Source organism: Streptomyces sp. NPDC059452 (assembly GCF_042750035.1).
In the GTDB taxonomy this organism is placed as follows: Bacteria; Actinomycetota; Actinomycetes; order Streptomycetales; family Streptomycetaceae; genus Streptomyces.
On sequence record NZ_JBHYVE010000004.1, the window covers coordinates 238,648 to 256,670 of the forward strand.

The 18,023-nt window shown below is 71.0% G+C and carries 16 protein-coding genes; 6 read left to right on the forward strand and 10 right to left on the reverse strand.

The features are described 5' to 3' along the window. Position 1: 1 nt before the first annotated feature. Positions 2-583 carry an HD family hydrolase gene (locus ACFW9Z_RS08690; protein ID WP_384636403.1) on the forward strand — a complete coding sequence of 194 codons (582 nt, stop codon included), beginning with the start codon at positions 2-4 and terminating at the stop codon, positions 581-583. Between the two features lie 102 nt (positions 584-685). On the opposite strand, the gene ACFW9Z_RS08695 is transcribed toward ACFW9Z_RS08690, so the two are convergent. Beyond that, positions 686-1,279: a hypothetical protein gene (locus ACFW9Z_RS08695; RefSeq protein WP_384636820.1), complete on the reverse strand. Its 594-nt coding sequence runs from the start codon at positions 1,277-1,279 to the stop codon at positions 686-688. Positions 1,280-1,868: 589 nt separating this feature from the next. On the opposite strand from ACFW9Z_RS08695, the gene ACFW9Z_RS08700 reads away from it, so the two are divergent. Then, entirely contained in the window at positions 1,869-2,183 is a 315-nt protein-coding gene (locus tag ACFW9Z_RS08700; protein WP_384636406.1) for a 4a-hydroxytetrahydrobiopterin dehydratase, read from the forward strand. A gap of 100 nt (positions 2,184-2,283) precedes the next feature. Here ACFW9Z_RS08700 and ACFW9Z_RS08705 read toward each other — a convergent pair whose 3' ends face one another. From ACFW9Z_RS08705 to ACFW9Z_RS08715, 3 genes are read right to left on the reverse strand one after another with little or no spacing between them, the layout of a single operon-like run. After that, positions 2,284-2,598, reverse strand: coding sequence for a hypothetical protein (locus ACFW9Z_RS08705; RefSeq protein ID WP_384636409.1), 315 nt, complete (start codon positions 2,596-2,598; stop codon positions 2,284-2,286). 28 nt (positions 2,599-2,626) lie between these two features. After that, the gene (locus tag ACFW9Z_RS08710) at positions 2,627-2,860 is read right to left on the reverse strand and encodes a hypothetical protein (protein ID WP_384636412.1); all 234 of its coding nucleotides are present in this window, start codon (positions 2,858-2,860) and stop codon (positions 2,627-2,629) included. Between the two features lie 58 nt (positions 2,861-2,918). Then, a complete protein-coding gene (locus ACFW9Z_RS08715) occupies positions 2,919-3,368 on the reverse strand; it encodes a helix-turn-helix domain-containing protein (protein ID WP_384636416.1) in 450 nt (149 codons plus the stop codon). Positions 3,369-4,011: 643 nt separating this feature from the next. Between ACFW9Z_RS08715 and ACFW9Z_RS08720 the strand changes: the two genes are divergently transcribed. Together ACFW9Z_RS08720 and ACFW9Z_RS08725 are read left to right on the forward strand one after the other, a co-directional pair. Further along, on the forward strand, positions 4,012-5,124 hold the full coding sequence (locus ACFW9Z_RS08720) for a MarR family transcriptional regulator (protein ID WP_384636419.1): 1,113 nt from the start codon (positions 4,012-4,014) through the stop codon (positions 5,122-5,124). A 1,197-nt stretch (positions 5,125-6,321) separates the two neighbouring features. Next, positions 6,322-6,723, forward strand: a complete 402-nt coding sequence (locus ACFW9Z_RS08725; protein WP_384636422.1) for a DUF4440 domain-containing protein — start codon at positions 6,322-6,324, stop codon at positions 6,721-6,723. Positions 6,724-6,733: 10 nt separating this feature from the next. Here ACFW9Z_RS08725 and ACFW9Z_RS08730 read toward each other — a convergent pair whose 3' ends face one another. After that, complete coding sequence (locus ACFW9Z_RS08730; protein WP_384636425.1) at positions 6,734-6,952, reverse strand: hypothetical protein; 219 nt, start codon at positions 6,950-6,952, stop codon at positions 6,734-6,736. A gap of 314 nt (positions 6,953-7,266) precedes the next feature. Here ACFW9Z_RS08730 and ACFW9Z_RS08735 point away from each other — a divergent pair, with 314 nt between their 5' ends. After that, positions 7,267-8,283 (forward strand): DUF4232 domain-containing protein, encoded by a 1,017-nt coding sequence (locus ACFW9Z_RS08735; protein WP_384636428.1) that lies wholly within the window; start codon positions 7,267-7,269, stop codon positions 8,281-8,283. Positions 8,284-8,491: 208 nt separating this feature from the next. Then, the gene (locus tag ACFW9Z_RS08740) at positions 8,492-8,851 is read left to right on the forward strand and encodes a hypothetical protein (protein WP_384636431.1); all 360 of its coding nucleotides are present in this window, start codon (positions 8,492-8,494) and stop codon (positions 8,849-8,851) included. 147 nt (positions 8,852-8,998) lie between these two features. On the opposite strand, the gene ACFW9Z_RS08745 is transcribed toward ACFW9Z_RS08740, so the two are convergent. The 5 genes from ACFW9Z_RS08745 to ACFW9Z_RS08765 all read right to left on the reverse strand — a co-directional run bounded on the left by ACFW9Z_RS08745 (position 8,999) and on the right by ACFW9Z_RS08765 (position 17,981). After that, entirely contained in the window at positions 8,999-14,242 is a 5,244-nt protein-coding gene (locus tag ACFW9Z_RS08745) for a hypothetical protein (RefSeq protein WP_384636434.1), read from the reverse strand. A gap of 316 nt (positions 14,243-14,558) precedes the next feature. Then, positions 14,559-14,939 carry a hypothetical protein gene (locus ACFW9Z_RS08750; RefSeq protein WP_384636437.1) on the reverse strand — a complete coding sequence of 127 codons (381 nt, stop codon included), beginning with the start codon at positions 14,937-14,939 and terminating at the stop codon, positions 14,559-14,561. Between the two features lie 44 nt (positions 14,940-14,983). After that, positions 14,984-15,589, reverse strand: a complete 606-nt coding sequence (locus ACFW9Z_RS08755) for a TetR/AcrR family transcriptional regulator (protein ID WP_384636440.1) — start codon at positions 15,587-15,589, stop codon at positions 14,984-14,986. Continuing rightward, the gene (locus ACFW9Z_RS08760) at positions 15,577-16,311 is read right to left on the reverse strand and encodes an enoyl-CoA hydratase family protein (RefSeq protein WP_384636443.1); all 735 of its coding nucleotides are present in this window, start codon (positions 16,309-16,311) and stop codon (positions 15,577-15,579) included. The genes ACFW9Z_RS08755 and ACFW9Z_RS08760 overlap by 13 nt, the downstream gene beginning before the upstream one ends. Then, positions 16,308-17,981 carry a 4-coumarate--CoA ligase family protein gene (locus tag ACFW9Z_RS08765; protein ID WP_384636446.1) on the reverse strand — a complete coding sequence of 558 codons (1,674 nt, stop codon included), beginning with the start codon at positions 17,979-17,981 and terminating at the stop codon, positions 16,308-16,310. Before ACFW9Z_RS08765 ends, ACFW9Z_RS08760 begins: the two co-directional genes overlap by 4 nt. Between the last annotated feature and the right edge of the window lie 42 nt (positions 17,982-18,023).

The following is an 18,023-nucleotide window of genomic DNA, read 5'->3' on the forward strand; positions in this document are numbered from 1 at the left end:
CGTGGCTGACGACCTGTCCGCAGTGGGTCGATTTCTGTACGAGGCGGGCACGCTCAAGCAGACGCGGCGCACCGGTTGGTGGATGGCCGGGGTGCGTGACCCCGAGAGTGTGGCCGAGCACTCGTGGCGTACGGCGCTGATCGCCACGATCATCGCGAAGCTGGAGGGCGCCGACCCGGCCCGGGCCGCCTACCTCGCCGTGTGGCACGACACGCAGGAGAGCCGGACCGGGGATGTGAACCACCTGGGGAAGAAGTACGCGCCCGCGGGCGACCCGCAGGAGGTCACCGCCGACCAGACGGCGGGCATGCCCAAGGTACTGGCCTCGGCGGTCCGTGAGCTGGTGGCGGAGTACGAGGCGAAGGAGTCGCCGGAGGCGGTCTGCGCCCGCGACGCGGACAAGTTGGAGTGCCTGCTCCAGGGCATCGAGTACAAGGCGCAGGGCTACGAGAACGCCCAGCGGTGGATCGACAACAGCCGCAGGCGCCTCGTCACCGGGACGGCCAACCGGCTGGCCGACGAACTCCTGGCCCAGGGGTCCATCGACTGGCTGCGCACCGCCCTGGGGGAGGGCGAGAAGTAGCCCTGTCCTGGGGCGGGGAGCACTCTCAGTCGTGGACGTGCCGCCTGCCCCTGCGCGGACCAGGCTGGCCGGGAAGGTGCCCGAACACGCTCCGGTGGCCGTTCAGTCCTCGCTGTGGAACGGAGGGCGGGTCCAGAGGGTGAGGTCGCTGCTGGTCGCGATCGCCAGGGTACGACCGGCCGGGGAGAACCCGGTGGTGCGCAGTTCCGAGTAGTCGGAGTGGAAGACGTGCCACCAGGTGTCTCCCGCCACTCCGTTGTTCACTCCGCCGTCGGTGGAGAGGATGATGCGGTGGTGGGGCCAGTCGGGGCTGACGACATCCACCGTCCAGCCGTCCGGGGTGTTGCAGTGCAGGCCACCGCCGAAGAGACCGGCGATACGGATGTCGGTACCCGCGACGGGGCCGAGTCCGGGGCAGGCGAGGTCCGGGTGTGCGTCGGGGGTGCTGGTGACGGGGTCGGGATCCCGGTCGCGTGCGATCTTCTCGCCGGTGACCGCATCGAAGAGCCCGTGCCCGTCGTGGGAGACGACCATGACGAGATCGTGTCCGGTCTCCGGATGAACCGCGAAGCCGATGCCGAGCAGGCCGCCGATGGGGGTGCTGCGGTCCAGGACCGGCTGCCAGGGGGCCGGGGCCGACATGACGGGGGCGGCAAGGTAGCGATCGCGTAGGCGGTGCTGGTACTTCGTGATCAACATTCCTCCACCGTTCGGTTCACGTTGAGGATCTCTCACGCGATGTATCAAGTCGACTCGAATACAGAGAGGCTGATCTCGGCTGACCTGCGTGGGCGGGGCTCGCTGTCGAGCACGCCTTGTTTGGCTGGCGCGGCGAGTGGCTTCACCGTTCGAGGGCAGTATGGGCACTGCGGGAACGCGTGTGTCAGTGGGTGGCGTTCGGGATAATGAAGGCTGCACGGCTCAGGTGGAGGCTGCTTACGGGACCGGGGGATATGTCCGTTTCTCGGGAAGTAAGCAAAAACGAGCCTCGCGCCACATAAAACCGCAGGTCACGAACTGTGGTCCCCGCGCGTGCGGGGGTGGTCCCTTCGAGGAGGACGACCTCCGGGACTACCAGCTGTGGTCCCCGCGCGTGCGGGGTGTTCTCAAGGCCGCGACCGGCGAGGCTGGACGATTCCGGGTGTGTACATGACGGCGGGAACCGCTCCGCCTGTACGCGCCGGGAGCTTGCCGCACTGGAACGGGCGATGCGCCGGTGGCGCGATGCCCCGTTCGGTCGGGACCTTGCGGAGGTCCTGGCTCCGGTGACCGAGGGGAGCTGACCATGGGCAAGGATCCGCTGTCGGACGGGGAAATCGCCGAGAGGCTGGCCGAGTTGCCGGGCTGGGTACGCGAAGGGGACACGATCACCCGCACGTTCGGGATCCGGTACCACGGCGGCGTGGCGATGATCGTGAACGTCGCAGACGTCGAACGGCTCATCGACCACCACGCGGACATCGACCTGCGATGGGATCACGTACGGTTCAGGATCACGACACACGACGCCGGACACCGGCTCGCCGCAGCCGACTTCGACCTGGCCGCCCGGATCGACCGGATCGCCGCCGCACACGAGGCGCAGCCCCACAACGCCTGACCGGGACACACGTATGCGTCCCCGTCCGGCGATGGCCGTGATCGTGGCCGACAAACTGTCCTCCCTGAGCGTTCTGCGAGACGCCTGAAGCCCCCTCGTATCACCTCGTTCGGAGCCCGAGGTGTTCCGTCAGCAGGTCAGCGAAGACGGGGAGTCCGGCCTTGGCGAGACGGGCGACGGCATCAGCGAGGGTGACTGGTGGATTGCGCTTCTCTCCGGAAAGTCTGACTACCGCCTCCGTCACTTCGTGTGGCAACTCCTTGTACAACCCGCACAAGTACGCGTCCGGGTCGGTCACCCGGACTCCACGCTCGGCCAAATCACTGGCAGGGAAGTCGGCAAGGTTCCACGTGATCAGCGCCTCGGCACCGGCCGCCACCGCTGCCGCCGAGTGATGCCGGTCCGTCGGGATCATCGCCTGGCATTTCATCCACGAGGGGCCCTTATGCCGCCACCTCGATCTCGCAATCGGGGAAGAATCGCCGGACGGCTTGGGTAACTGTGGCAGCCGACTTCGCTGAACGCTTTCCCTCCCGGACGATGACCCGCTCCCACTCCGCGAGCAGCCGTTCGGACCATACGATCTCGTGGATAGCGTCCTCGGTGAGGGCCAGCATCACGTCCATGACCGAGAACGGAAACAGGACGTTGGTATCCACAAAGACCCGCGCTGCCACGCTCCCCCTCTTTCTTCACTTCGACGGCTACCCGTGACGCCTGGATCAGCAGGACGGATCAACGGAGCGGATCGGAACCCTCCAGGACATCCGCGATCTGCCGCCGCCCCTCTCTGCGGAGCTCACGCTGTCGCTGGAACGCCAGCACGTCCGCAAGGCGGACCACCCGGTGGCTGCTGCCCGGCAGGTTCGTCGAGGGGATGTCGCCGGCATCAAGCAAGCGTGCGACGAACGGCCGGGACAGGCCCAGAAGCTCAGCGGTCTCAGCGGGCGACAGCTGGACCTCGGACGCCAAGACCGTCACCGCATGCCCCCGGGCAAGCTCACCGGCCGAGGCCAGAAGCAGGCGGACCAGTTCCCCAGGCAACACGAGTTCGCTGCCATCCCGGGTACGCACCAGCACCTCGACCGCCTCCGGCGCCATCCGGGCAGTCGCCGCGAGCGCGCCCTGGTGCGTGGGATTCGGCTCCACCCTCTCGGCACGGGCAAGAACACTGGAACGAGCCATGGTCGCCTCCAATCACTGACCCACCGAACGATCCATCTGAAATATCTATAACCCGAGGGTCAGGCACAGGCAACCTCAAGAGGGACGGGGCCCGCCCCGCTCAACCGGTTCTACAGGCCGCCGACCCGACAGGCCCTCCAAACGAACACACGAGCCGCGCAGGCGGAGCCGATGCCCACACCACCAGGCATCCAGGCGGACCACTCCAGCGCGCCGGGCAACGCACACCCCAGGCCAAGACCTGCCCAGCGCCACCCACCTCGCCCCCACGACCATGGCCCCCGCGCGTGCAGGGCGGTTCCCGGGGTTCGGAGCTTGAGCCCCGGGCTTCGGGGCGTTCGGTTCACTCTTTCGGGGGTGTGCGGGCGTGGGTCCGGCCCGAGGCTTGAGGCTCGGGATGCGAGCCTTGGGATGCGAGGTTCGGGGTTCGAGCGCCTTCTTTAACCGGCAGGTAAGGGAAGGGGGCTGGGGAAAACCTCCCTCCCTCCCTACCCCGTCACGGCCAGGAAGTATGACTAATTGTGACAGCTTGCGGCGGAGCGTCACGAGTGCTTACGGTTCGAGAACCAATCGACCCCGACACGGTGTTGGACGCACCAGGCCGGGGTCTGACCGCAAGATCGCAAAGCAGAAGGACGATCCCGTGGCTAACCAGCACATTAGCTCTGCCCTGCTCGCTCCCGCACCCTCCGCCGCGTACCCGATGGCCAAGCCCGGGTACGGCAAACGCTCCGCGCCCGGCCAACGCCCCCGTACGCGCGAAGACTTCGCGCTCCTGCCTACGCGCGAGCGGTACGTCGCCGGGTTCGTCGACCACCTCCCCGAAGGCGCGGCCATGAGCGTGAAGCAGCTGGCCAAGCAGCTCCCGCTCTACGGACAGCAGGCCATCTCCACCGCCCTGAACGCCCTCTCCGTCGCCGGACACCTCCGACGCGTACGATGCGCCGTCGGCACGGGCGACGAGACACGCTGGGTCTTCCGCACCTTCTGGTCCCGCACCGCACACGACAACGCATGGTGGAACACCTACCTCGCCACCGAACAAGCCACCCAGGCCCTGAGCTCCGCCCCGGACGCCACGGCCCCCGACACCCCGCCCCCGCCTCCGCCGCCCTGGGTCCCGGCCGAGGAAACACCGCCGCCCGTACCGTCGGAGACTCCTCGTACGGAAGAGCCTCCCGCCGCTACGGCAGGCCCGGAACCCACCGCCGTACCGCACCAACGCACTCCACCCCAGGCCCCCTTCACGCCGCCCACGCCGCCCACGCCGCCCACGGCATCCGATCCCTCCGGCGCCCCGCTCTCGCCCGCCTACCTCGCCCTGGCCCACCTCGGCCTCAAGGACAAGCGCCTCACCCTCTCCGCCGACGACTGCGCCGCCCTGGAAGCGCAGGCGGCGGAATGGCTCGCCCGGGGCGTGAGCGTCGACTACCTGACCAGCGCGCTGACCGCAGGACTCCCCGCCCAGGTCGACTACCCCCTCGGCTTCGTCCGCCGCCGCCTCACCAACAAAATGCCACCCAGCCTGCCCACCGGGAACGCCTCACCCGGGACTCCAACCCCAGCCCACCGCATCCTCATCGAATGCACCGACTGCGGCCGACCCGGCCAGCCCGAAGCCCTCCCTGACGGCCTCTGCCGCCCCTGCCACACCACCCACCACACCGACGCTGACGAAGGCCCGGCCCTCCCCACCGAGGCCGCCGACATCAAGGCACGCATGGCCAACCTCCGCGGCCTGCTCAAATCCGTCTGAGGCCAACAGCGACGGATCGACCGACCCGCACATCGCGGCATATCGCCTCACACAACGCCACTCACATTCGCTCGGTCTCCGCTGCGCAGTGACTAATCTGCGGGGTGGGTGATGCCCTCGCCCGCGCATCGCCCCTTCGGGGGACGAAACGCCTGTCGCAAGCGTTGGAGGAGAGAGCCACTCCTGACAGGCACCGCTTCCAGCGCAGCCTGTCCGTGCCGCAGGGGAGATATGTCCGTTTCTCAAGAAGTAAGTAAAAACGAGCCTCACGCCACATAAAACCGCAGGTCACGAACTGTGGTCCCCGCGCGTGCGGGGGTGGTCCCGCGCCCAGCTTGGCGACCTTCCTCCCGAACGTGTGGTCCCCGCGCACGCGGGGGTGGTCCCCGGGAGGTGACGTTCGCCAGCCACACCAGCCCGTGGTCCCCGCGCACGCGGGGATGGTCCCCGGGAGGTGACGTTCGCCAGCCACACCAGCCCGTGGTCCCCGCGCACGCGGGGGTGGTCCCCCCTGCCGCACCTTCACCATCGGAGCCCGCTCGTGGTCCCCGCGCACGCGGGGGTGGTCCCATCCTGGTCGTCGGAGACATGGGCGCCGGGAAGTGGTCCCCGCGTGCTCGGGGCTTGGCGGAGGGCCGAGGCCCTTCGTCGTACGCGGGGCGGCCGAGCCGGACAACCAGAAGCCCCGGCGGCCTCTGCCGCGTCTGCCGCACCACCCGCACCGCGGAGGCCGGCAGTCGACGGATCAGACGGGCTCACCCCTACGATTCGCGCATGTTCGGCTGGGGTCTGGTGGGGATGGTGAGCCTGGGGTGCGGGCCTCAGCCCAGAGGCTGGTGTTCCGGACGGTGGCGGCAAGTACTTCGCAGCGGTCATGGCCTCGCCCGCGCCGCTTCTCGTCCTGGCCAAGGTCGAGTTCTGCCGCAGAGACGGGCGCCCAGCTCTGGGCCACTCGGCCGGAGCGGTCGCGGGAGCCGTGCTTGCCCTGGTCATGGGCCGCTCCGGCGGTCACTGGATCGTGGCGCTCGTCCTCGTAGGGATAGGTGTCCTGGTCCCTTGGTTCGCTCGGTTCACCACCCCTGCGGCTCGCGATACCAGGCAGCAGGAGCGTCAGCGTCGCCTGCGTGAGGAGCGGTTGCGGAGAGCTCGGGCGCGCAGGCCCCTGGTGGGAAGGCGGCTGGCTGAGAAGATGGACTGATGAGCGGAGAGACGACAGACGTCAGCGCGGCGATCGCCGGTGAGTTGCAGTTGCTGGACCCCGATGTGCGTGTGTCGCGGGCGCTTGCCGAGCGGCTGCTCGACCCGGAGTTCGTCGAGGTCGGGGCTTCGGGGCGGCGGTGGACGTACGAGGAGATGCTTGCCGCGCTCCCGCACCTGGACGGCGGAGGCGTGGACGGCGGGCCGCGCTACGAGCCGTCGGACATGGCGGGTGTCGTACTGGCCCCCGGGCTGGTGCACCTCACCTACGAAAGTGACTTCGGCGGCAACCGGGCCCGTCGGAGTTCGCTGTGGCGCAGGCAGGACGGGGGGACGGCGTGGCGGATGTACTACCACCAGGCAACCCCCGTCCCGGCCGACGAGGGGCACGGGCGCTCCTGACCCCTCGGAGTCAGTAGATCCTCGGCCCGCTGTCGGTGACCTGTACCGGCAGGTTGAAGCCGAACGGCTCCTCACCCTTGGAGGCCGTCTCGCACTGGTACTTGGCCTCGCCGAAAGGGACCGGCACCGCCTCCGGGATGTCGTTGGACAGGGCGTAGTCGAGATCGGAGTTGTTCCCGAACATCAGGCGCGCCAGGCCCTCGCGGGTGAGGAGACCTTGACGGTGCACGTCGCCGTCGTGCCGGGCTTCGAGCCGAGGTTCTTCGGGCAACGGCCGGTGACGCCGACGGCTCCGGGCCCGGGTCCGGGTCCGGCTTGGCCGCCGGTTTGGTCACCTTCTGCTGGAGCAGGGCGGCTTGAGAGGCTTCGGCTTCGCGTCGCCCCGGGCCCCGGGGCGAGGGGGAGAGGGGAGAGGGGAGGGGGCCGGCTGCGTCGGTCTGCCGCACCCCACCCGACCCGGTCAGACCCGCCTGTGACACCGTTGTGACCGTAACTGTGTTCTCCATCACGCGCGTTGGGTCAAGGTCCTGATCAGATGACCGGATGCGCAGAACCTTCCCTACCCTCCCTCTCCGCCCCGCTCGTGCCAGGACCGGCCCTCTTCTGTCGGCTTTCGCCGCGACCGCCGCAGCCGCCCTGCTGCTCACGGCCTGCGGGACGGAGCGCGCGGGAGCCGGGGGCGCTGGGGTCGGTGTCGACTCCTCCGGGCCGTCGTCCTCCGCCCAGGTCGACGATCCGGGCATGGACGGCGTACGGATCACCTCGCTGATCCTCCCGCCGGTCTCCCCCTCGTCCTCACCCTCCTCCTCGCCCTCGCCCAAGGCCACCGACGGATATCGCGTCTCCGCCGACCGTCTCCCCGCCCCCACGGAACCGGGGGCCGTCGCCCACTACGAGGTCGTCAACGAGAGCGCCGAGACCCTGACGTACACGGTCATCTTCACCTTCATGAGCAGTGACGGCGGGGCCATGGCCAACGAGACCGCGACCGTGCGCGATGTCGGCCCCGGGAAGACCGCGCGGGGTACGGTCCGGGCGGAGGCGCTGCCGCCCGGCGCCCCACCGGTGACCCAGGCCAAGGTGTTCCGCGTGACCAAGGTCCCCGCGAGCGAGGCGCCTGCCGATCCGGGTACGTGCCCCGCATCCGGAATCCGGGTCAGTGCCGACCAGGGCGACGCGGCCATGGGGCTACGCGTCGTGGGCCTGCATCTGGAGAACTGCGGTACGCGCGACTACACCGTCCACGGCTACCCGCTGCTGAAGCTCCTGGACAGCGGCCTCAAGCCCATCGACGGCGTCAAGATCCTCGAAGGCAGCGGCGAGATCACCACCGGGGCCGGGCCCGACGAGCCGCCCCGTCCCGTCACGCTCGGCCCCGGCGAAGCGGCGACCGCCGGTCTCGTCTGGCGGAACACCACCGAGTCCGGTACGCCGGTGAACGTGCCCCACGTGCAGGTCCGGGCCAAGGCCGGTGCCGAACCGGTGACGGTGACCCCGAACCTCGACCTCGGAACGACCGGAAAGCTCGGGGTCAGACCGTGGAAGAAGGCGGAGCGATAATGTGCCTGCCCGCCCCGAAGTGGAGCAGAGCAGAGCGGAGCGTTCGAGCATGTCTCCACGGTTTTCGGGCACGTCCACACAAGTGATGGAAGGGCAGACACGACTTATGCGGAGGGGACTTATGCGGAGGGCCTTCCTCTCATTGGTGGCGGTTGCCGCTCTGTCCGGGTGCACCTTCGAGCAGAGCAAGATATGCACGCTCAGCGACATGGACTCGGGTGTCTCCGTCGTCTGGCGCCCGGCCGACTTCGCGAAGACCGGAGGAGCGACGATCCGGGTCTGCGTGGACGGCTCGTGCGAGGAGCGCGCGTCCGGCGACCCGAGCGACCCGATCGGCATGGTGTCGGTGCGGCTTCCGCAGGACATCGGGGCCAAGCGGCTGCCGGTCGAACTGACCGTGACCCCGGCGAAGGGGGGCAGCCCGGTCAAGGACACCGAGCAAGCCCAGCTGACCGAGGAACATCCCAACGGCAAGGGCTGCGACCCCGTGGCCTGGGTCGCCTCCTTCCGCGCCGACCCGGTCAAGGGTCTGGTCTCCGCAGAGGGCTTCTCCCTCCAGGGGAAGTAGCGGATCCCTCCAGGGGGAGTAGTGGCTGCCTTCGGGGGGGAGTAGTAGGTCCCTTCGGGGGGAGTAGCGGCCTCCCTTCAAAGGGAAGTAGGGCTCCCTTCAGGAAGTAGCGGCCCCTCCTGCCTGGGGAAAAGTCGCCGCGCCTCTTCAGGGGCCCGTCGAGGCCGACGCGGCCGCCGCCGTCCGCAGGCCCAGGTGGTTGCCCGGGTCGGTTACGGCGGCGGGGTGGGCGGCCAAGAGGCGGCCGGCGACCGGGAGCGGCATACGGATCACCACGGGGCGGGGCAGCGTCGTTTCGCGTACCGCCACCTCCGTATGCGCATCGCGCACCCGGTTCGTGACCCGTGCAACCACCCTTACGTCCAGGGCGAATTGGACCAGCACCGAGCCGAACTTCGGTTTGTGCAGCGGCATCGAGCCCCCGCCGTGTGCCGCCGCGCCGCTCCCCGAGCCGGATCCGCCCGCGTTCCCCATGAGCTGGTTGAGCCGGAACTCGTCGGCGTTCAGCGTCCCGGCGCCGAGCAACCCGCGTGCCTGTCTGCCCTGTTCGGCCGAGCTCTGGCCGTCCGTCTGGGTGGGGCGCGGTGCCCCCAGGTCGCTCTGGGCCACCGTCTCGAACGTCATCTTGTCCCCGGACCCCAGCACCCGCCCCTTCCTCAGCCGCGCGTGCAACGAGGCTTGCAGGTCCTGGCCCGCCGCCCCGCTCGCGTGCACCGGCGGCAGCTCCGCCCCGGCGGAGGTGAGCAGCGGGAGGGCCGCGATCAGCCATTCGGTGGAGACCGCCTCGCCCAGGGTGTACGCGGCGGCCTGGCCCTTCTGCCGGAAGCGGTCGTTGCCGCCCGCCCGGCGTACCGTCGTCGACACCAACTCCCGTACGTAAGGGGCTCCCTGGAATCCGTTCACCTGCGCCTCCATCGGCAGCGGCACCCCGCCGGCCCGCCAGGCGCCCAGTCCGGCCGGTGTACCGGCCGACGCGTCCGAGGCAATGGGGAGCGGGGTGCGGTGCGAGATTCTCATCCGGCCCAGTGCCTCGAAGTCGCTCTCCAGGACCCGGTGGACCAGCGTCATACGGCCCAGGCCCGCCATGGCCAACCGGCCCTTGCTGCCGTGGAGTTCGAGGGACGCCAGGATCGGCACCCGTACCTTCACCGCCTTGGCCGTCTTCGCCTCCGCGACCGTCTTCATCCCCAGCTGGCCCCGTGCGGCGCCACCGCGCTTGCGCCCGGAGCCCGAGGCGGCACCGAGCCCGGCCGCCCCGCCGGCACTCTTGACCTGACCCGCCCCGCCCTCCGGCTTCCCTGAGGCCCCGAAGACGCCCTCCACTCCGGTGGTCCCGCCCTCGTCGTGGGAGGTGGCCTGCTGGGCGACCGCCGAGGTGATGTACTCCATGTCCCGGCCGTCGTCCGCCTCCCCGTCCCGGATCCCCTCGCCGATGCGGTCGACCTTGAACACCGCCCAGTACGGCGTCTTCCGGCCGTCCAGGAGCTCCACTGTGACCCCGCCGTCCATGGCGCTCGCCAACAGGCCGGTGGAACCGTCCCGGTCCAGGACCCGCAGCAGCCGCTGTACGTTGTCGTTGCGGTCACGCAGTTGTTGGCGGGGCAGCAGGTCGTCGGAGATGTCCTGACGGCCGGTGATCGCGAGGGCGGCGCGCAGCCGGTCCAGCAGGGGCACGAAGTCGGGCAGCTCCTCGATCATGCCGAACCCGAGCGGCAGGCCGCGGGCGAAGGTCGGCTTCGGCAGCACCGGGCCGCCGGGCTTCGCCGCCGCCGCGTGCCTTGAGCCTCCCGCGTGCCTTGAGCCTCCGGCCGTCGTCACCGTACGGCTTGAACCTCCCGCGTGCCCTGAGCCTCCGGCCGTTGTCGCCGTACGGCTTGAACCACCCGGGTGTGCTGAGCCCCCGGCCTGCCCCGAGCTCTCCGCAGGGGACAGAGCCCCCTGCCGCCGAGCCCCGTCACCGTCACCGCTGCCACCGCCACTGTTCCCACCGCCCCCGGCCGCCCCGTCCAGCTTCAGCGCCTTGCGGGCCGACGCGGGCAGGGCCACCCCCGCCGCCCGCAACTGCTCCGCCGTCAGCCACACCGCCGCCGCGCCCGGCAGCGTCTGCGCCGCGTCGGCCACGTACGGGCCGCCGCCCGTGACCTTGACCTCCGCCACCATGGTGACCAGCAGATCGCACCGGACGAGATACAGCGGGGCCTTCTTCGGCGTGTGGGCGTTGCGCTCCACGGTCCCCGACACGGTGGCCGCCGCGGTGTCGCCCGTCGAGCTCGTCCCGTACGCCGACAGCCCCTCGGCGAGCCGCCATTCGGCGCCGTTCTGCGAGCCGGTCACCCCGAACTGCACTGTGTCGGACGCGCCCTTGCCCTGCTGTCCACCGGCCTGGTGGCCGCCCAGCACGAACGTCTCGGTGCCGGGCCCGGCGGCCTCGTGCACCAACTGGGGTGCGGCCAGCGCCAGTCGGGTGCCCACCGCGCCGTTCAGCGCGGCCAGCCGACGCGGGTACCGCAGGTTCTTCACCACCCACCCGGAGGACGCGGCCTGCCGCAGCGCGGCCGTGATCGCCCGCGGGCTGAAGCGTTCCTCGACCGCGAGCCGGGGCGCCAGGCCCTCCGTGGCCAGCGCCGGGTCATCGCGGCCCGCCTCGCCCCGGGCGGCGGCCCGGGACAGCAGCGCGAGGGCCAGGTCACGGACCGGCTGCCCGTCGCCGATGGTCTCCACCAGCTGCCAGTCCCGTACGAGCTGCCCGGTCGTCGGCGTCGGGGTCAGCCCGGCCAGGTCGCCGATGCCCGTCGCGGCGACGGCTTGCACCGGGCCCGGGGCCTGCCCGCCGCCCGCGTCCAGCCGCGCCTTCTCCGCCGTGTCGACGGTGAAATCGGACGGCGTGAGCAGCCGTACGTCCTGCTCGTCCAGGTGCAGACCGGAGAGCCGCCGGGCCTCCGGTACGTCCCGGCCGGGGGTGCCCGGGGTCAGGGCGCGGGCCAGCTTGCGTTTCCGCGAGGTCATGGTGACGTCCACGTTCAGGCGCAGCGCCGCCCCGAACGCGCTCGCCTTCTCCGAACCGTTGGTGAGGACGTCGGTACGGGTGGTGGGACCGGCCTGGTTGCGGCGGGTGCCGGTGGAGTTCCGCTCGTAGCGGGCCGAGCCGGTGAGGATGCCGGGGATGATCCGGGCCTGGGCCAGCACCATGCCGCCGATGGACCGCGAACTGCTGCGCCCGCTCTGTACGTTGGCGGCGACACCGGAATGGCTGCGGACCAGCCAATCGTCGATCTCGCCGAGGTGGTGCGCCTCGCCCAGGGTTCCGTGGACCCGCAGTTGGACGTCGTGGGCGTGCATCGTGGTCTTGCGGCGCAGCCGTACCCGGATGCCGGTGGACAGCAACTGGTCCTTGTTCACCCGGAGGTTGGCCTCGGAGAGGGCGGACATCAGCTCGCGGTAGTTGGTGCGCTGCGCCTCGTCCTCCTCCCGGCTGGTGGCCGCCGGGGGCGCGGTGGTGCCGAAGGCGGGGAGGTAACCGGCCAGCCGGGGGTCGGTGGCGAACAGCTGCTGCACGGCCCGCACCATGGGGGCGGTGTCGAGGCGGCCGATCGTGACGCTCGATCCCATCGCGCCGAAGGGGAGGTGGCGTGCGTCCGCCGCCGGGGCCGCCGCCGCTGTTGCCGCAGAGGTCGGGGCCGGGGCCGCTGAGGTCGAGGCCGCCCCTGACGCGGACGTCGATGGAGACGTAGACGCAGAGGTCGAACCCGACGCCGCTCCCTCCCCCGCCCCCGCATTCGCCTGCGGCTTCGGTCTCTTGATGAACTCCTCCGCCGTCACCCCCGGAGGCAGCGGCAGCCCCAACTCCTCTGCCTCATCGGCCCGCAGGCTGATCCAGACCCGCATCGCGTGCGTGGCCACCCGCGTCTCCGGGCGCAGGACCATCCGGGCCGAACGCGGCCCGGTGCCCTCCACGGTGAACTGCACGGTCCCCAGGTACAGCACCTTCTCGCCCCGCACCTCCGCGCCCTGCCGACTGGAGACCGTCTGCTCGTTCACGCTGAACCGGGCCTTGCGGGCCGCGGCGACCGGCATCGCCGTACCCCGCACCACCGCCGCGTTGGGCGCGGCCCCGAACCCGATCGCCGGGCCCAGCCCGCCCCCGAGCGAGCGCCCCTTGCCCGCCGACTCGGTCTTGGTCTGCTGGGCCTGCTGGTGGGTACGCAACTGGGTCTTCCCGGTCGCCCAGGCGGGGGACAGTCCGGTGACGACGGCCCGCATGCGGTAACTGCCCGCGCTGCTCCCGTCCTTGGAGTGCAGATCGTCCCCGGTGACGCCGTCGCCCAGCAGCCGGGGCAGGTCCTCCAGCACGGTCGGGGTGGCGGTCGCCTCGTACAGCCGGGAGCGGCCGGGGGCGCCGGGCGCGGTCAGCGAGGGGTGCAGGACGGAGGCGACCGCGTCGAACAGCCCGCCGCCGCCCCGGTGCGGCGCGGCGGTGTCGGACACGGCGACCGGGGCCAGCGAGTCGGCCAGCGAGACCTGCCGCGCGAGGCCGGCGCCCACCGGCTGCGGCCGGGCCGGTGCCCCCGTACCGGCCGGGATCAGATGCTCGGTGGGCACCCGCTGGGTGAGCGCTCCCGACCCCTGGAAGACCTGCTCGCCCCGGCCCGCCTGCGGCCGGATCCGTACGCGGTAGATCACCCGGCGCCGCACCTCCACCGAGCCCTTGTCGCTGCGCAGCACGCGCGGTTCGGCCACGCCCCGCTGGGTGCGGGACTCCCGCGAGGACTGCCAGGGCTGTACGTTGCCCGTCACCGCGCCGCCCAGCCACACCCCCGGGGCGACCGGTGCGAGCCCGAAGACCGTACCGCCCACGCCCTTGCTCGCGGAGCTCCCGGCCGTACTGCTCGCGGTGGCCGCGCTGTTGTGCTGGACGTCGACCTTGGTTTCCTTGCCCTCGGCGTCGTCCAGCCCGGCGAGCGGCGCCCCGCCCGGGTCCGGCAGGGCCGTCGCGAGGTCGGCGGAGGGGTGGAACGTGGGCGGCTGGTCGTCGGGCGCGGGCGCGATGGACACGGTGACGTCGAACCCCACGGCCCCGGCTCCCTCCGCGCCCTCGGCCCCCTCCACCGTGAACGCGCGGCCCTGGCCGAAGAACGACTCGGGCCGCCCGGAGAGTTCGGCGGCGATACCGGCGACCGTTCCGTCGCCGTGCCCCACGACGGTCGCGATCGCGGTGCGGACGAACTCCTGCCCGGTCAGCCCGTACGCCGTGGAGAGTCCGGGCGCCTCCAGCTCCATCAGGTACGGCGGCAGCACGAGCCCCTGTTCGGTGCGCTCGTCGATGAGCGGCGGCAGGGCGACGGGCCGCTTCTGCCGCCGTACCGCCCGTACGGTGGCCTCGTTGCCCATCATCCGCTGCATGCTCTGCAGCCCCCCGGGGCCACCGCCGAAGACCCCCGGACCGGCCGGACGCCCGGCCCGGGACGCCTTCCCGGCGCCCTCGGCCGTACGCCGCACGCGCCCGGCCCCGCCGTCTTCGCTCCCTGACCGCTGCTGGCTCCACACGGCCTCAACGTAACGAGCGGGAGGGCACCGTACAGCCGATCGACCGGCGATGCGGCCGTTCGCCGCCGACTCCACATCCGCGCGTCAACTTCCGTACATCCACACGTCCACACGTCCACGCGTCGGCCGGCGGGCCGACAGGAGCGGGCCTTCTTTCGAGTTCTCAGGGTGGGCTGAGCTTTCCCCCTCGGCGCAGCAACACCGGAAGAGCGAATGCCGCACTCAAAAGAGCGAGGAAAGGGCCCACACCCAAGTGGGGGATGACGGCAGGTACGGGACCATCGAAGAACACGGAAGGATCGTTGTAAGAGAACAAGAAGCTCACCGTGAAGCCAACCACGGCAAGTCCGGCACCAACACCCACCACCTGAGCCAGGCGTGAACCGAGAAAAGTGCATACGCACAGCAAGGCGACAGCACAAACATAAATAGACGCCACCAGGGCGCTGTACACATAGAAGCCGATATCTCCGTAGTACACCCACGGAACGACGAGTGACGCAAGCGCGGCAACGATGCCGACCGATGCGGAGACTTTACGCATGCCGGGAGCTCCTGCCGGTGGGCCCGCAGGCCGCGAACGCCGCCTCACCCCAGCCCCTCCTCCACCAGCGCCGCCCACTGCGCCACCACCCGGGCGCGCCGGGCCGTGTCGTCGGTGAGGAGGTTGGCGAGGCCCAGGCCGCGGGCCATGTCCAGGAGGCCCTGGACCGTCTCGCGGGCGCCGGGGCGGGACTCGTCGGCGCCCAGGAGTTCGACGGCGATCCGGTGGGTCTCGCGGCCCACCCGCGCCTCCAGCTCCGTGACGCGCGGCCGCAGTTGGTCCTCGTTGGAGGCGGCGACCCAGAGCTGGAGCGCGGCCCTGAACAGGGGGCCGGTGTAGAGGTCGACGAGAGCCCCGACCACCTCCGCGCGGCCCTGCACGGGGAGCGCGCGCAGGGCGGCCGAGCGCTCCTCGGCCACGTACTCCACCGCCCCCGTGAACAGGTCCTCGCGGGTCGGGAAGTGGTGCTGGGCCGCGCCCCGCGAGACCCCGGCCCGCTCGGCGACCACCGAGACGGTGGAGCCCGCCCAGCCGTGTTCGGCCAGGCAGGCCACCGCCGCCTCCAGGAGCCGCTGCCGGGTCGCCCGGCTGCGGTCCTGCTTCGGCGCGTGAGCCGATCTCGCAACATTGGAGGAGGTCACCGCACCCATGCCGGGTCCCGTCGTTCAAGGAAGGCCGTCATCCCCTCCCTGGCCTCCTCGGAGGCGAAGAGTTCCGCTGAGCGGGCGATGAGGTCTTCGGCGTACTGGTCGAAGCTCTCCAGCACCGTAGCCGTGACCAGCTCCTTCGATGCGGCCAGCCCCTGCGGTGAGGCCCTGCGCAGACCGTCCAGGACCGGTACGAGCGCCTTGTCCACATCCTCGGCGGCCAGCGTGACCAGGTTGATCCTCGCCGCCTCCGCCGCGTCGAACCGCTCGCCCGTGAGGAAGTACCGGTTCGCCGCCGTACGGTCCATGCGCGGCAGGAGCGTGAGGGAGATGACCGCCGGGGCCAGGCCCAACCGCGACTCCGTGAGCGCGAACGTCGACGACGGGCCCGCCACCGCGATGTCGCAGGCCGCCAGCAGGCCGAGCCCGCCCGCCCGGACGTGGCCCTCCACCCGGGCCACGACCGGCTTCGGCAGCGCCACGATCTCCCGCATCAGCCCCACGAACACCTCCGGGTCCGGCGGCGCCTTCAGGTCCGCCCCGGCACAGAACGTGCTCCCGGTGTGGGTGAGAACCACCGCCCGTACGGTGTCGTCGGCAGCGGCGGCCCCCAGCGCTTCCCCCAACTCCCCGACCAGCGAGGCCGACAGCGCGTTGCGGTTGGCCGGGGAGTCCAGGGTCAGGGTCGCGATGCCGCGTTCGTGAGCCGTGCGGATCAGGGTCACTTCTCCTCCGTCGGGTCCGTCTTCTCCATCGGGTGCGTCTTCTCCGTCGAATCCGTCTTCTCCCGGTCGCGCAGCTCGCGCCGGAGGATCTTGCCGGACGCGGCCCGGGGCACCGCCGTGATGAACTCGGCCTGCCGCACCTTCTTGTACGGGGAGACGCGCTCGGCGACGTACGCCATCACCTCCTCCTCGGTCAGCCCCTCCGCCGCCGGGCCCCGGACCAGGAACGCCCTCGGGACCTCGTTGCCCTCGGCGTCGTACACCCCGATCACCGCCGCGTCCGCCACCTGCTCATGGGTCAGCAGCAGGGCCTCCAGCTCGGCGGGGGCGACCTGGTACCCCTTGTACTTGATCAGCTCCTTGACCCGGTCGACGACGTACAGCCAGCCGTCCGCGTCCGCCCGGCCGACGTCCCCCGTGTGCACCCAGCCGTCCGCGTCGATCATGTCGGCGGTGGCTTCGGGGCGGCCGAGGTAGCCCTTCATCACCTGCGGGCCCCTGATCAGGATCTCGCCGTCCGCCCCCAACTCCGCTTCCTGGGAAGGGTCTTCGAGCGACACGATCCGCATCTCCGTGTTCGGCAGCAGCTTGCCCACCGTGCCCGGAGGCGGCTGCTCCACCGAGAGCGGCACCACGTGCGTACCGGGCGACAGCTCCGTCATCCCGTACGCCTGCCGCACGGGCGGCAGCCCCAGCCGGGCCGAACACGCCTCCGCCAGCTCGGCGTCGAGCGGGGCGGCGGCGCTGACGATGTACCGGAGCGAGGACAGGTCGTACTCCCCCACCAGCGGGTGCTTGGCCAGCGCCAGCACGATGGGCGGAGCCACGTACAGACCGGTGATGCGGTGCGTCTGGATGGCGTCCAGGAACTGCGCCAGGTCGAAGCGGGGGAGGACGACGACGGTCGAGCCGCAGCGGAGAGGGGCGTTCATGAGGGCGGTGAGCCCATAGATATGAAAAAATGGCAGAACCGCCAGAATGCGGTCTCCCTCCCCCATGGGAATGAACGGCCTCAGCTGCTCCAGGTTCGTCCCGATCGAGCGGTGCGTCAGCATCACGCCCTTGGGCGTGCCCGTCGTGCCGGAGCTGTACGGGAGCGCCGCCACGTCCTCGCCGGGGTCGATGGCGATCTCCGGTTCGGGGGCGGTGGAGGCCAGCATGTCCAGGATGGAGGTGTGGCCCTCCGAGCCCTCCGAGCCCTCCGAACCCTCCGAACCCTCCAAGCCCTCCGCCTGGTCGCAGACGTAGATCTCCTGGACGCCACCGGTCAGTTCGGCCGCCCGGCGGGCCGTCTCCAGGAGCGGGGAGACCGTGACGATCCACTTCGCCCCGCTGTCGCCGAGCTGTTTGGCGAACTCCTCGGCCGTGGCCAGCGGGTGGACCGTCGTGACGGAGGCCCCGGCGCGGGTTGCGCCGTAGAAGACCGCCGGGTACGCGATCGTGTTCGGGCTGTGGAGGGCGAGCACGTCGCCCTTCCTGAGCCCCGCGTCGGCCAGTGCGGCGGCGATCCGGCGGTGGAAACCGTCGAGCTGGGCGTACGTGAGGGAGGTGCCGTTCACCCCGTCGATCAGGGCGACCGTGTCACCGAACGCGGCGGCCCCGCCGAGGACCGCTTCGTGGATGGGCGTGTCGAGGGCCGGTACGTCTGCGTACTCGCTGCGGAACACCATGGCGGTTACCCCTGTCGTCGCGGTGGCCCGCGCCGCCCGGGA